Source organism: Streptomyces sp. A012304 (assembly GCF_026008495.1).
GTDB lineage: Bacteria > Actinomycetota > Actinomycetes > Streptomycetales > Streptomycetaceae > Streptomyces.
Genome location: NZ_BQUN01000112.1, coordinates 160865 through 174095 on the forward strand (window position 1 = coordinate 160865; position 13231 = coordinate 174095).

The 13231-nt window shown below is 73.7% G+C and carries 12 protein-coding genes and 1 pseudogene; 5 read left to right on the forward strand and 8 right to left on the reverse strand.

Translation table 11 applies throughout. From position 1 onward, the window contains the following. Positions 1-1443, reverse strand: a 1443-nt coding sequence (xylB, locus tag ALMP_RS29440) for a xylulokinase (protein ID WP_264933723.1), incomplete at its 3' end; no start/stop codon positions are given. A gap of 127 nt (positions 1444-1570) precedes the next feature. On the opposite strand from xylB, the gene xylA reads away from it, so the two are divergent. Beyond that, positions 1571-2737, forward strand: coding sequence for a xylose isomerase (gene xylA / locus ALMP_RS29445; protein ID WP_264933725.1), 1167 nt, complete (start codon positions 1571-1573; stop codon positions 2735-2737). A gap of 217 nt (positions 2738-2954) precedes the next feature. Then, positions 2955-3581 carry a hypothetical protein gene (locus ALMP_RS29450; protein WP_264933727.1) on the forward strand — a complete coding sequence of 209 codons (627 nt, stop codon included), beginning with the start codon at positions 2955-2957 and terminating at the stop codon, positions 3579-3581. A gap of 90 nt (positions 3582-3671) precedes the next feature. Here the strand turns inward: ALMP_RS29450 and ALMP_RS29455 are convergent. The 3 genes and pseudogenes from ALMP_RS29455 to ALMP_RS29465 all read right to left on the reverse strand — a co-directional run. Continuing rightward, positions 3672-3821, reverse strand: a pseudogene (locus ALMP_RS29455) (esterase-like activity of phytase family protein); the annotation flags it as partial. 67 nt (positions 3822-3888) lie between these two features. Further along, positions 3889-5292 carry an SWF or SNF family helicase gene (locus ALMP_RS29460; protein ID WP_264933729.1) on the reverse strand — a complete coding sequence of 468 codons (1404 nt, stop codon included), beginning with the start codon at positions 5290-5292 and terminating at the stop codon, positions 3889-3891. Beyond that, positions 5289-8156, reverse strand: coding sequence for a DEAD/DEAH box helicase (locus ALMP_RS29465; RefSeq protein ID WP_264933731.1), 2868 nt, complete (start codon positions 8154-8156; stop codon positions 5289-5291). Before ALMP_RS29465 ends, ALMP_RS29460 begins: the two co-directional genes overlap by 4 nt. A 270-nt stretch (positions 8157-8426) precedes the next feature. On the opposite strand from ALMP_RS29465, the gene ALMP_RS29470 reads away from it, so the two are divergent. Then, positions 8427-8609 carry a hypothetical protein gene (locus tag ALMP_RS29470; RefSeq protein WP_020137233.1) on the forward strand — a complete coding sequence of 61 codons (183 nt, stop codon included), beginning with the start codon at positions 8427-8429 and terminating at the stop codon, positions 8607-8609. A gap of 129 nt (positions 8610-8738) precedes the next feature. Here the strand turns inward: ALMP_RS29470 and ALMP_RS29475 are convergent, their stop codons facing one another. Together ALMP_RS29475 and ALMP_RS29480 are read right to left on the reverse strand one after the other, a co-directional pair. Further along, the gene (locus ALMP_RS29475) at positions 8739-9632 is read right to left on the reverse strand and encodes a hypothetical protein (protein WP_264933735.1); all 894 of its coding nucleotides are present in this window, start codon (positions 9630-9632) and stop codon (positions 8739-8741) included. Between the two features lie 178 nt (positions 9633-9810). Beyond that, on the reverse strand, positions 9811-10146 hold the full coding sequence (locus ALMP_RS29480) for a hypothetical protein (protein ID WP_264933737.1): 336 nt from the start codon (positions 10144-10146) through the stop codon (positions 9811-9813). 97 nt (positions 10147-10243) lie between these two features. Here ALMP_RS29480 and ALMP_RS29485 point away from each other — a divergent pair, with 97 nt between their 5' ends. Beyond that, positions 10244-11149 carry an oxygenase MpaB family protein gene (locus tag ALMP_RS29485; protein ID WP_264933738.1) on the forward strand — a complete coding sequence of 302 codons (906 nt, stop codon included), beginning with the start codon at positions 10244-10246 and terminating at the stop codon, positions 11147-11149. Here ALMP_RS29485 and ALMP_RS29490 read toward each other — a convergent pair. Then, positions 11135-11659 (reverse strand): PadR family transcriptional regulator, encoded by a 525-nt coding sequence (locus tag ALMP_RS29490; RefSeq protein ID WP_264933739.1) that lies wholly within the window; start codon positions 11657-11659, stop codon positions 11135-11137. The two genes, ALMP_RS29485 and ALMP_RS29490, sit on opposite strands and share 15 nt — an antisense overlap. 138 nt (positions 11660-11797) lie before the next feature. Here ALMP_RS29490 and ALMP_RS29495 point away from each other — a divergent pair, with 138 nt between their 5' ends. Next, positions 11798-12556, forward strand: a complete 759-nt coding sequence (locus ALMP_RS29495; protein ID WP_264933740.1) for an alpha/beta fold hydrolase — start codon at positions 11798-11800, stop codon at positions 12554-12556. 59 nt (positions 12557-12615) lie between these two features. On the opposite strand, the gene ALMP_RS29500 is transcribed toward ALMP_RS29495, so the two are convergent. Continuing rightward, positions 12616-13215, reverse strand: coding sequence for a class I SAM-dependent methyltransferase (locus ALMP_RS29500; RefSeq protein WP_264933742.1), 600 nt, complete (start codon positions 13213-13215; stop codon positions 12616-12618). Between the last annotated feature and the right edge of the window lie 16 nt (positions 13216-13231).

Consider the following 13231-nt stretch of genomic DNA (forward strand, 5'->3'; position numbering starts at 1 on the left):
CCGGGCGCCCGTGCCCCGCTCCAGCAGCGGGGACGCGTCGGAGAGTACCCCGGCGATCCTGGCGAGGGTCGACTCGTCCCGCTCCACGGCCTCGAGCACCGGGCCCCGCGTGGTGTTCCAGCGGCGGGCGACGGCGGCCGGGTCCTCGCCGGTCAGCAGCCCCGCCGCCTGCGCGGCGGCGCCGAGCGCGACCAGCTCCTTGGCCTCGGGGATCTGCACGGGCCGCCCCGACAGCCGGCGCACCGTCTGCTGCCAGGCCGCGCCCCGGGCGCCGCCGCCGATCAGCAGCAGCGGGGCCGAGCGGTCGGCGTCCTCGTCGAGGACCAGGTCCAGGGCGCCGAGCAGCGAGTGCACGGCGCCGTCGTAGGCGGCCTGGAGGAACTGGCCGGCGGTGGTGTCGTGGCGCAGGCCGTGCAGGAGGCCGGAGGCGTTCGGCAGGTTCGGCGTGCGCTCGCCGTCCAGGTACGGCAGGAGGGTGAGGCCGGCGGCGGGTTCGACGGCCTCACGGTCCAGGCCCAGCAGGGCGGCGACCCGGTCCACGGCGAGCGTGCAGTTCAGGGTGCAGGCCAGCGGCAGCCAGTCGCCGTGGGCGTCGGCGAACCCGGCCACCGTGCCGGTCGGGTCGGCGGGGCGCCGCTTCGACACCGCGTAGACCGTGCCCGAGGTGCCCAGGCTCAGCACCGGGGTGCCGGGGCGCAGTCCGAGGCCCAGCGCGGCCGCCGCGTTGTCGCCGGTGCCCGGGGCGACCAGGGTTCCCTTCGAGAACGGCAGGTCGTGGCTGTCACGCACGGTTCCCGCCACCTCGCCGGACCGCACCACCCGCGGCAGCAGCGCCGGGTCGAGACCGACATGGGCGAGGATCTCCTCGTCGTACGCCTCGGTCCCGGACGCCCACCAGCCGGTGCCGGAGGCGTCGCCGCGGTCGGTCGTGCCCTCGCCCGTGAGGCGCTCGGTCAGATAGTCGTGGGGGAGCCGCACGGCCTTGGTGGCGCGCAGGGCCTCCGGCTCGTTCTCGGCCAGCCACGCCCACTTCGTCACCGTGAAGGAGGCGGCCGGGACGGACCCGGTGCGCTCCGCCCAGAACTTCGCGCCGCCCAGTTCCTCGGTCAGCCGGCGCGCCTGCGGCGCCGAGCGCACGTCGTTCCACAGCAGTGCCGGCCGCACCGGCTCGCCGTGCTCGTCCAGCGTCACCAGGCCGTGCTGCTGCCCGCCGATCGACACCGCGGCGGCCTCGTGCGCCACGTCACCGCACTGGCGCAGCGCCTCGCACAGGGCGCCCCACCACTGGCGCGGGTCGCTCTCCCGCCCTGCGCCGGAGGACACGGTGTGCGGCGCCTGGCCGCTCGCGACGACCCGGCCGGTGGCCGCGTCGACGACCAGCACCTTGGTGGACTGGGTGGATGTGTCCACGCCGACGACGAGCGGACCCTCGGCTGCTGACATCGGGCTCTCCCTAAGTTTTTCCACGGCTCTGCGGGATCTGTCTTCCCAGAGATGCGTCCGCATACTAATTTGTAAACGGCCATGACGAAATAGTCGGCCAGACAGTCTTCAAGCAAGGAGCCGTGGCATGAGCTACCAGCCCACCCCCGAGGACAGGTTCACCTTCGGCCTGTGGACCGTCGGCTGGCAGGGACGCGACCCGTTCGGCGACGCCACGCGGCGTGCCCTGGACCCGGTCGAGACGGTGCAGCGCCTGGCCGAGCTGGGCGCCTACGGTGTGACCTTCCACGACGACGACCTGATCCCCTTCGGGTCCTCCGACACCGAGCGCGAGTCGCACATCAAGCGGTTCCGGCAGGCGCTGGACGCCACCGGCATGACCGTGCCGATGGCCACCACCAACCTCTTCACCCACCCGGTCTTCAAGGACGGCGCGTTCACCGCGAACGACCGTGACGTGCGCCGTTACGCCCTGCGCAAGACGATCCGCAACATCGACCTGGCCGTCGAGCTCGGCGCCAAGATCTACGTCGCCTGGGGCGGCCGCGAGGGCTCCGAGTCCGGCGCCGCCAAGGACGTGCGCGTCGCCCTGGACCGTATGAAGGAGGCCTTCGACCTGCTCGGCGAGTACGTCACCTCCCAGGGCTACGACCTGCGTTTCGCCCTCGAGCCCAAGCCGAACGAGCCGCGCGGTGACATCCTGCTGCCCACCGTCGGTCACGCGCTGGCGTTCATCGACCGCCTGGAGCGCCCGGAGCTGTGCGGCGTCAACCCGGAGGTCGGCCACGAGCAGATGGCGGGCCTGAACTTCCCGCACGGCATCGCGCAGGCGCTGTGGGCGGGCAAGCTCTTCCACATCGACCTCAACGGCCAGTCCGGCATCAAGTACGACCAGGACCTGCGCTTCGGCGCCGGCGACCTGCGGTCCGCGTTCTGGCTGGTCGACCTGCTGGAGAGCGCCGGCTACACCGGTCCGCGCCACTTCGACTTCAAGCCGCCGCGCACCGAGGACCTGGACGGCGTGTGGGCGTCCGCCGCGGGCTGCATGCGCAACTACCTGATCCTGAAGGAGCGTGCGGCCGCCTTCCGCAACGACCCCGAGGTCCAGCAGGCGCTGAAGGACTCCCGTCTGGACGAGCTGGCGCAGCCGACCGCCGCCGACGGCCTCCAGGCCCTGCTGGCCGACCGCGGCGCCTTCGAGGACTTCGACGCCGACGCGGCCGCCGCCCGCGGCATGGCCTTCGAGCGCCTCGACCAGCTCGCCATGGACCACCTGCTCGGCGCCCGCGGCTGAGCGCACGCGCGCGTGGGCGCGCTGCTCGGGAGTTCTCCGCGTTCTGCGTGGGGGGTCTCGCCGAGCGCGCCCACGCGCGTACCGCTGTTCGTCTGCGGGCCCCGGCGTGTGCCGGCCGTGCCGAATACGCCGGAATCATGCGGCCCGTGGCATGAGGCGGTATCAACTTTCCGGCGGGGGTCGCGTCACCGGCCGGTCCACGGTGACGCTGGGCGGTATGGCCATGCCGCCCGTACCGCCCCAGCCGCCCGGCCCGCCGGGTGACACGCCGCCCCCCGGCGGCTTCGGACCGCCTTCCTCCGGCTACGACTCCCACCACGGCGACGCCCGCTACGGAGACGCCCGCTACGGCGACGCCCGCTACGGAGACCCTGACCACGGCGATTCCCGCTATGGGAACTCCCACCACGCGGACTCCCCTTACGGGAACTCCCACCAGGCCGATACCCACCGTGATGACTCCTACGGCGGCGGCGCGGGAGGGGGAGGCCGGCCTCCGCCGCCTCCGGATCCGGGACCGCCCGGTGGCTTCCGGCGGCGCGGGAACCCGCTCTTCGCCGTGCTCGCGCTGCTGGTCGCCGCCGCTGCCGTCGCCCTCGTCGTGCTGCTGGCCTCAGGGAGCGACGACGACAAGGACGGGCCGCCCGCGGGAACCGGCTCCTCCCCGGCCCCCTCCGTCAGCCTTCCGATCGACCTGCCGAGCGGCTTCCCGAGCGAGCTGCCGTCGCGGTTCCCGACGGAGCTGCCGTCGCAGCTCCCGACCGAGCTGCCCACCGCACTGCCGACCGAGCTGCCCAGCGGACTTGAGTCGCTTCTGCCGTCGTTGGACGACCTCCTGCCGTAGTGGACCGCCGAGCGACCCACGCGCGTCCCCCCCAACGGTGCCACGCGCGCGTCCGCACGACGGGGCCGACGGGCCCACCGCCGGACGTCCCACGCCTCGGGGCAGCCGCACGTACGTCACGGTCGTCTCGACGCCGCTGTCGACCAGCCGGCCCTGCGTGTCGAACGCCTCCCTGCCGTCCGTCATCCCGAAGTCGTTGTCGTTGATCAGGGTCGGCGTGTAGCGGTCCACGCGCGCGATGTCGTGCGACGCCCCGGTGAACGCGAGGGGTCGGTCGCCCGTCAGGCCGCCCCCTCGCGTCCCCCGCTCAGGAACCGTCGGCCTGGGACAGCGCTTCCTCGCCCTCGGGGCGGACCGAGGCCAGGGCCGTCGCCGGGTCCTGGGCCGCGTCCCCCGCCGGAACCCAGCGGCCGCGCTCCTTGCGATACGGCCACCAGCGGCCGTCCCGCCCCAGCCGCAACTGGCAGGGCGCCCCGACGACCGTCCACCTGTTGGCCCTGGCCCGCAGCACCGGCCGTTCGTCCTGTTCCCACGCCGCCTGCAACGCGGCACGCGCGCGTGCGAGCGCCTCGCCGTCCACGGACCACTCCTCCTCCAGCACCGACAGGGCGACCGCACCGCCCAGCCGCCAGGCCCGTACGGCCAGGGCCAGTTGCTCGGCGCTGCGACCGGAGCCGGTGGCCAGCCGGCCGGCCACGGCCCCGCCGGGGTGACCCGCCGTGCCGGGGCGATCCGCTGTGGTGGAGCCCTCGACGAGCGTTGAGGAGCCCTCGACGAGCGTCCCGGAGTCCTCGACGACGCCCGCCGCCAGCCGGACCGCGTCCTGGGCCACCGTCAACCGCGTGGGTGACGGCGAGGGCGACGGCGCCCCCGGACGCAGTGCCTCCGGACGCAGTGCCTCCGCGAGCAGACGGTGGGCCTCGGCGGCCGTACGGGCGGCCAGGACCTCCAGGGCGGCCGGGTCCACCGAGGCGGGCGCGGGGGCCTCCGTGTCGAGCGACGGGGGCACACCCGGCTCCTCGGGGAGGACCGGTGCGTCGGGCAGGGGCGGCAGGAAGTGCCCGGCCAGGTACGCCTCCGCCGCGTCCACACCCTCCACCCCGGCAGGCCTCGCCTCCTCGGCCTCCTCGGCCGCCGCGGCGGTGCCGCGGGCCTGGAGGTCGTCCAGCAGCGCCTGCTCGGCGCGTCCCCGAAGGAGCAGCAGGACGAACGGATCCTGGTCGAGCAGCCGCGCCACCTGATAGCACAGCGCCGCGGTGTGACCGCAGTGGTCCCAGGCGCCGCAGTCGCACTCGGCCTCCAGATCGCCCAGACCCGGCAGCAGATCGATCCCGGCCGTCTCCGCGTCCTCGACCAGATGCGGTGGCATCTCACGGTCGAGCAGCGCGGCGACATGGCCGGCTCGTTCCACGGTCAGGTCCAGGAACCGGTCCCACTGCGCGTCCGAGAGGACGTCGAGCAGCACATCTGCCCGGTGCGGGGTGCGGTCGCCGCCCTGCACGACGGCCGTGATGCGTCCCGGCCGCACCGACACCGCGCCCACGCCGCCCGCGCGCGCGAGCCTGCGGCCCGTCCGCAGCTGCTCCGCGTCCAGCGCCCCGTCCTCCAGGGCCTTGAGCCACGCCCGGCCCCACCACGTCTGCGCGAAGCTCCTCCCGCTCGCGGGAGGCAACGCCGCGAACGTACGCTCCTTGTCGTCGTAGCGGTTCATCGCGTACCCCCTCGCAGCTCCACCAGTTCGGCCAGTTCGGCGTCCGTGAGTTCCGTGAACGCCGCCTCGCCGGAGCCGAGCACGGCGTCGGCGAGGTCCCGCTTGCGGCGCAGCATGGCGGCGATGCGGTCCTCGATCGTGCCCTCGGCGATCAGCCGGTGCACCTGCACGGGCCGGGTCTGTCCGATGCGGTACGCCCGGTCGGTGGCCTGTGCTTCGACGGCCGGGTTCCACCAGCGGTCGTAGTGCACGACGTGTTCCGCGCGCGTGAGGTTGAGTCCGGTACCGGCTGCCTTCAGGGACAGCAGGAACACGGGGACCTCACCTTCCTGGAAGCGTTGGACCATCGCCTCGCGCTCGGCGATCGGCGTCCCCCCGTGCAGGAGCTGGGAGGGCACGCCCCGCGCGGCCAGGTGCCGCTCCAGAAGCCGCGCCATGCGCACGTACTGCGTGAAGACCAGGACGCTCGCGCCCTCGGCGAGCAGCGTGCCGAGCAGCTCGTCCAGGAGTTCCAGCTTGCCTGAGCGGCCGGTGGTCCTCGGCCGGTCCTCCTTGAGGTACTGCGCCGGATGGTTGCAGATCTGCTTGAGGCCGGTCAGCAGCTTCATGATCAGGCCGCGTCGTGCCATGTCGTCGGCCTCGGCGATCGCCGCGAGCGTCTCGCGCACCACGGCCTCGTACAGGCCGGTCTGCTCCGTGGTGAGCGACACCGGCCGGTCGGTCTCGGTCTTGGGCGGGAGCTCGGGCGCGATGCCCGGGTCGGACTTGCGGCGACGTAGCAGAAACGGTCCGACCAGCCGCGCGAGCCGCTCCGCGGCAGCTGGGTCGCCGCCGCCCTCGACGGCTCGCGCGTACCGGGTGCGGAAGGTGTTCAGCCTGCCGAGCAGACCGGGGGTCGTCCAGTCCAGGATCGCCCACAGCTCCGACAGGTTGTTCTCGACGGGGGTGCCGGTGAGCGCCACGCGCGCGCGTGCCCCGATCGTGCGCAGCGCCCGCGCGGTAGCCGAGTACGGGTTCTTCACGTGCTGTGCCTCGTCCGCCACGACCAGGCCCCACGGCACCCCGCCGAGCCGTTCCGCGTCCAGGCGCGAAGTTCCGTAGGTGGTGAGCACGAACTCCCCGTCCGCCAGGGCGTCCAGGTCGCGACGCGGCCCGTGGAAGCGGCGCACGGGCGTGCCGGGTGCGAACTTCTCGATCTCCCGCTGCCAGTTGCCCATGAGGGAGGTGGGACAGACCACGAGGGTGGGACCGGCCGTCTCCGGCTCCGCCTGGCGGTGCAGGTGCAGGGCGATCAGCGTGACGGTCTTGCCGAGCCCCATGTCGTCGGCCAGGCAGCAGCCGAGACCCAGGGACGTGGTCCGCGCCAGCCAGTCGAGACCGCGCCGCTGGTAGTCGCGCAGTGTGGCGTCGAGCGCGGCGGGCTGCGCCACCGGCTCCCGCGCGCCCGGGTTCGTGAGCCGCTCCCGCAGAGCCGCCAGCCAGCCCGTGGGCCGGACGTCGACCCGGCGGCCGTCGATCTCGGTCGAGCCCGTCAGGGCCGCGCCCAGCGCGTCGATCGGCGTCACCTTGCGGTCCGGTTGCGCCTGGGCGCGGCGCAGCTCCCGTGGATCGATCAGGACCCACTGGTCGCGCAGCCGTACGAGGGGGCGGTTGGCCTCGGCGAGACGGTCCAGCTCCTCGCGGGTGAGCTGCTGGTCGCCCAGCGCGAACCACCAGGTGAACGACAGCAGCGCGTCCGCCGACAGGAACGACGGAGTGTCCCGGTCGGCCCGGTCCTGGCCGGCCGGGTCCTCCGGCGGGCCCACGACGGCGCGGGCGGTGAGGGTGCGGGCGGCCAGCTCCCTCGGCCAGTGCACCTCCACGCCCGCGGCGGCCAGCGCCCGCGCGCCGTCCCCGAGAAGTTCGGACACCTCCTCTTCGAGCAGCTCGACGGCGTCCGGGACGGCAGCCGACAGCAGGGGCGTGAGCGCCGGCCAGGCACGGGCGGCACGGCGCAGCGCCAGCAGGGCGTCCATCCGCGCGCGCGGGCCGAACGCCCGGTGCGTCGGGCCGGAGCCCTGCCACACCTCGGCGGCGTCCGCGACGAGCGTCGGATCGCTCACGCCGTGCACCTGCGGTACGGCACGGAACCTCGGCCGCCCCTCCTGCGGTGTCGCGGTCGAGAGCCCCGAGACCTCGATCCGCAACGAGACCCTGACTCCGGCGTCATGGCCGGCGGCGACATCGGCGGCCCAGGCCCGCAGCTCCGGCACGTGCTGGGGCCGCGGCGCGGCGTACGCCGGTCCGCCCGTCACGAGCGGCGCGGCGGGGGAGCGGGGCAGCGCGTCCGCGACCGCGTCGAGGAAGGCACGCAGCAACCGCTCGGGGTCGGGCAGTCGCAGCGGCGGACGGCCGTCCACCGGGACGGCGTGCGCCTCGGGCGGCATCGCGGCGGCCAGCCGGCGCACCCGGTCGATGTCGTCCGGACTCAGCGGGCCCACCCGCCAGGCATCGTGGTCGTCGCCGGACAGACCGGGCAGCAGCAGACCGCGCGCCACGAACTCCAGGGCCGTCAGGGCCGCCGCACCCCAGAAGGCGACGGACCGGTCCACGTCGGCGAGGCCGCGCGCGCGGATGAGGACGGGCAGGGCCTCGTGCGCGGGAAGCAGGACGGCTGGCACCCGCGCGAGCCGCACACCCGCCTCCGCGGGACGGACGACCGTCAGCTCCTCGGCAGAGCCGGACGGGACGACGGCAGCGGTGTCCCCACCGGCCGGCCAGAAGGCGACACGGCCGGTACGTGCCGGGGAGCCGGGCAGGAAGACGGCGTGATGGGAGGCCGGTTCGGAGACGTCGGACTGGGCTTGCGTGGGAACCCTCTGCACAGAGATGAACCTGCTCCTCAAGTTTGACTACTGAGGTCGGTGGCCGAGGGTACAACACTCCGACGCCGAACGCGCACCACATTTCCTGATGACTTTCGGCGTCCGACGGCAGAACGTGAGCGTGCCTTCGGGCGTCCGGCGCGAGAAGGTGTCTCTCAGGGGCGTCTAGGGGGCGGACCTCAGGGACGTCTCAGGGTCGGCTTCGGAACCGCGCGCCGTGCGAGGCCGTTTTTCACAACAGAGAGCGGCAGTGGCCGCGAAGGAGGCGACATGTCGAAGAACGCGAAGATCGCCGCAGGTGGTGTGGCGGTCGGGCTCCTCCTGCTGATCTGGCTGCCCTGGTGGGCGGCCCTGCTGATCGTGCTCGGAGTCCCGGCGGCGGCGTACCTCACGCTGGATCCCTCGCAGCGGCGCAGGCTGCGCCGTGTGACGCGGAAGGAACTCGGCCGCTGAGAGGGGGCGGGGAGTGAGTGAAGGCCCCGGCCGTCCGGCGCGCGCCCGGCTGAGGCCGGGTGCGCCGGGCGGGCACTCCTCGCCGGCCCGGGATGGACCCGGTCGGTCCCGCGTCCCCGGACGCCCGGCTCAGCTCGGCCGGACCGCCATCTTGTCCAGGGCCTCGAGGAGTCCGGGCAGTTCGGGTCCTCGGCCGACCGGGAGCACCTCGCCCGGCGCGTCGTCCATCAGCACGAACGCGATGTCGTCGGTCCTGGCCACCAACGACCAGCCGGGGCCGTCGGCGCGCAGCGTGCGCGCCTCGCCCGGCGCGAACGACGAGCGGACGCGTCCGAGCGGCGGCGGGGTGTCCACATAGGCGCGCGCCTCCGCGAGGACCCGCCGGATGCCGCTGTGCCCCACCGGCGCGCCCTCGGCGTCGTCCACCTCGTCGGCCTGGTCGGACTCGTCGGGCTCGTCGGCCTTTTCGGCGGCCTCCGAATCCTTCCCCGCCGCATCGGAGCCGTTCGCCGCGGGCGTGAACTGGGCGTCGTCTATCTGTTCCCGCCACAGGGCCCACTGGAGCGCGATCTCATCGGCGCCCAGCCGACGCTGGGCCGGGCCCCAGGTGGTCGTGTCGGGCGGGCACAGCGGGGGCCCGTCCGCGACGTCGGGGGCGGGATCGTGCGGGGCGGGCACACCGGGAGCCGCGACGGCGACCGCCAGGGGCCAGCCGGGCAGAGCGGCGACCACCGTCCGTTCGTCGGGCGACAGCTCGTACTCCATGCCGCAGTCCCACGAAGCGATGGCGACGGCCACCAGCGACACGTCGTCGATGACGACCGTCCACCGCGCGCCCTCTCCGTCCTGGCCCAGCACCAGGCCGTAACCGTCGGCGAGCGGCGCGAGGCCGAGCGCCGCGCAGGCCTCCGGGTAGTCGTCGCCGAGCACACTCGGGAACTGCGCCGGCGTCAGCAGCACCGCCGTGAGCACATAGAGCGCATCGTCATCGGCGGCGACGGCGTCCTCGTCAGTCCCGGCCATCCCAGCCTCCCCAGCGATTCGTCCAACGGCGCGCACCCTAGTGCGGCGGGAAGGCGCTTGTCACGACCTCCGGACACACCTGGAGCTGCAGTTTTCCGGCCGGACAAGGGCGAATCACCCCGGACCGGCCGCAGCGGAGGCGTCGAAGACGTCGGCCGCGTCGGCGGCGGCGCACATGTCACGCCGCGGGCAGCCCGAGCAGCGCCCGGGCCACCGTCTGCGGCGACTCGTCACGCTCCCGGGCGAGCGCGACGACCGCGCGGCAGGCCAGTTCGTTGATCCCGAACGACAGCGCCTCCGGTGACACCCAGCCCGCCGCCTCCTCGATCCGTTCCTCGTCGTGCTCCGCGCACGCCGAGACGTAGACGGCGGCCGCCTCGAACAGGTTGTGCCCTCGCCTGCCGCCGGCGCGCTGCTCGCCGCCGGGCGGAGCCCCGTCGGCGGAGCGCTGCCCGCCCTGCGCGCGCGTGGCGGTGAGAAACCTCTCCCAGACCTTGCGGACCCCTGCGAACATGCCGACCGCCTTCCCCCTGCGTCGTCGCCCGTGTGGGCGTTCATCTCCTGCCGCCCAACGTAGAGTTGGAGTTCCGGCGGCAGAAGGGGGCGGTGCGGTGAGGCGTTTCGAGCGACTCGAACAGATCCGGCGGATGGACCCGTACGAGGACGCCTCCGAGATTTACCGGCTCACCGCGGCGTACGAGTTTCCGTGGGACGTCACACGCGCTCTCGAACTGGCCTTGTACCGCACCTACGCCGTGCCCGCCATCGGCGGCCTGCTCGCGCGTACCGCGGAACTCACCGACCGCACACAGAAACGCTATGACGACACCTCGCTGCTTCTCGACGCCATCGTCGAGCACGGCTTCGACAGCGAGCGCGGCCGTACCGCTGTGCGCCGCGTCAACCAGATGCACCGCAGCTACGACATCAGCAACGACGACATGCGGTACGTGCTCGCCACGTTCGTCGTGATGCCCAAGCGCTGGATCGACGCCTACGGATGGCGCCGGCTGTCCCGCCACGAGGTCATCGCCGCCACCGTCCACTACCGCACGCTCGGCCGGCGCATGGGCATCAAGGACCTACCCGAGTCCTACGAGGAGTTCGAGGCCTGCCTCGACGCGTACGAGGCGGCTCACTTCGGGTGGGACGAGGGCGGACGACGGGTCTCGGACGCCACGCTCGACCTGATGGTGTCCTGGTACCCGCGTCCGCTGGCCCCGGTACTGCGCACCGCCCTGCTCGCCCTGCTGGACGAACCGCTGCTGGAGGCCTTCCGCTACACCCCGCCGGGCCCCGTCACCCGTGCGCTGGTCCGCCGGGCGGTCCGCGCGCGTGGACGCGCCGTACGGCTGCTGCCGCCCCGTCGCGCACCCCATTACGCGCGCCAGAACTGGGAGATCAAGGGCTACCCGGACGGGTATGTGCTGGAGGAACTGGGCACCCGCCCGGTACCCGGCGTGCGCGGCTGCCCCGTGCGGCACGCGGACAACGCGGACGGGTCAGCCGCCCAGTGAGTCCAGCGTCTCGCGCAGCCACCCGACCTCGGCCCGGGTGGTCGCCCGCGCGATGGTCAGCACGCCACGCCGGAACGGATCGCTCATCTCCTCGGCGCTGAGCGGCCGGTCGCCGTCGTAGAAGAAGCTCGCCGGTTCCAGCAGGAAGGCCAGCCGGCGGCGCAGCACGGCCGCCTGTGCTCCGGCGTCCTCCAGGTGCCGGAGGAAGGCGAGCACCGTGAACCAGCGGTTCTCGTCGGTGATGTCCCGCTGGGCCGGCTCGGAGAGCCGTCGGCGCAGTTCCCGTCGACCCTCGTCGGTGAGGCTCAGCACATGACGCGGCGCGGCCGCCGCGCCGGGTTCGGTGGCCCGCACCAGCAGGCCCGCCTTCTCCAGGCGCTTGATGGCCGGGTACAGGGTGCTCTCGGCCACGGGCCGCACGTGGCCCGTCAGCGCCGTGAGGCGTTTGCGCAGCTCGTAGCCGTGCAGCGGGGTGTCGTAGAGGAAGCCGAGGATGGCGAGCTCCAGCATGTCCGCATTGTGCCGCACCGGTGCGGTACCTCCTCTCGGGCGTACCACGGTCACGCTTTATTCCGCTCGTGCTGTACCTCGTCACCGAGGTATCTTCGGCGACGCTCCAAGCGACGAGGTGCTCTGAGGAGGCGGACGATGCGGCAGGCCGAGTTCGGTGGTGGGGGAAGCCGGATCCGATGGACGGAGACGCCGGGCGCGGAACCCGCGCGGGTGTACGTGCACGGCCTGGGTGCGGCCTCCGCCGTCTACCACGCGCATGTCGCGGCGCGTCCCGAGCTCGCCGGTCGGCGCAGTCTCTTCGTCGACCTGCCCGGGCACGGCATCAGTGACCGGCCCGAGGACTTCGGCTACACGCTCGAGGAACACGCCGACGCCCTGGCGGCCGCCCTGGACGCCGCGGGCGTGACCGGCGCCGAGCTGGTCGCCCACAGCATGGGCGGCTCCGTGGCCATCGTCCTCGCTCACCGTCGGCCCGAGCTGGTCGCACGGCTCGTCCTCACCGAGGCCAACCTCGACGCCTTCCCGCCGCCGACCGCGGGCAGCAGCGGCATCGCCACCCACACGGAGGACGAGTTCCTCGACGGCGGCCACGCGCGCGTGCTCGAAAGCGTCGGGCCGATGTGGGCCGCCACCATGCGGCTGGCCGACCCGCGCGCCCTGCACCGCAGCGCCGTCGGGCTGCGACGCGGATCCGACCCGGTGATGCGCGAGATCCTGACCGGGCTGGACGAGGTCGAGCGCGTCTATCTCCAGGGCGAGCACAGCGGCGCACTCGACGGAGCGGACGCCCTGGAGGCGGCGGGCGTACGCGTGGTGACGGTGGCGGGCGCCGGCCACAACGTCATGTTCGACAATCCCGACGCCTGCGTGGCCGCGGTCGCCGGAAAGGCCTGAGGCCTCAGTCCTCGCGCACGGGGAGGACCGGGAAACGGTCGCCGGAAAGGCCCGAGGCCTCAGCCCTCGCGCACGGCGAGGACCAGGAAACGGGTGTCCTCGTCGACGTACGACGTCATGCGCCACCCCGCGTCGGCCAGCAGCGGGCGGAGGTTGTCCTCCGCGCGCAGGTCGTCCGGGGTGATCGCGTGTCCGTGGCGGGCCGCGAGGGCCGCCCTGCCGATCGGGTGGAACAGCGCCAGCGTCCCGCCGACGCGCACCACCCGGGCGAGTTCCCGCAGGTTCTCGGCCGGACGCGGCAGGTGGGAGATGAGCCCGGCGCCGAACACCGCGTCGAGCGATTCCGAGCGCAGTGGCAGCGCGGCGACGTCGGCGAGGACCAGCCGCCCGTCCCGGTCGCGGCCGGCCCGTGCGGCGGCCTCCAGCATGGCCGGGGTCAGATCGGCGCCGACCACCACCCCCGAGGGCCCCACGGCGGCCCGCAGCGGCGGCAGGGCCCGTCCGGTGCCGCAGCCCGCGTCCAGCACCCGGTCACCCTCGCGCAGACCGAGGTCGGCGACCGCGGCCGCGTAGGCGGGGCCGTCGTCGGGGAAGCGGCTGTCCCAGTCCGCCGCCCGCGCGGTGAAGAACTCCCGGACATGTGTGTGGTCGTCGCTCATGCTCCGCATGATCCCT

Bases quoted from the DNA above. Each gene is read 5' to 3' on its own strand.
- ALMP_RS29470 (WP_020137233.1), top strand. From the start codon at position 8,427: ATGTCGAAGAACGCGAAGATCGCCGCAGGTGGTGTGGCGGTCGGGCTC.
- ALMP_RS29500 (WP_264933742.1), bottom strand. From the start codon at position 13,215: ATGAGCGACGACCACACACATGTCCGGGAGTTCTTCACCGCGCGGGCG.
- ALMP_RS29450 (WP_264933727.1), top strand. From the start codon at position 2,955: ATGGCCATGCCGCCCGTACCGCCCCAGCCGCCCGGCCCGCCGGGTGAC.
- ALMP_RS29480 (WP_264933737.1), bottom strand. From the start codon at position 10,146: ATGTTCGCAGGGGTCCGCAAGGTCTGGGAGAGGTTTCTCACCGCCACG.
- ALMP_RS29495 (WP_264933740.1), top strand. From the start codon at position 11,798: ATGCGGCAGGCCGAGTTCGGTGGTGGGGGAAGCCGGATCCGATGGACG.
- xylA (WP_264933725.1), top strand. From the start codon at position 1,571: ATGAGCTACCAGCCCACCCCCGAGGACAGGTTCACCTTCGGCCTGTGG.
- ALMP_RS29460 (WP_264933729.1), bottom strand. From the start codon at position 5,292: ATGAACCGCTACGACGACAAGGAGCGTACGTTCGCGGCGTTGCCTCCC.
- ALMP_RS29490 (WP_264933739.1), bottom strand. From the start codon at position 11,659: ATGCTGGAGCTCGCCATCCTCGGCTTCCTCTACGACACCCCGCTGCAC.
- ALMP_RS29475 (WP_264933735.1), bottom strand. From the start codon at position 9,632: ATGGCCGGGACTGACGAGGACGCCGTCGCCGCCGATGACGATGCGCTC.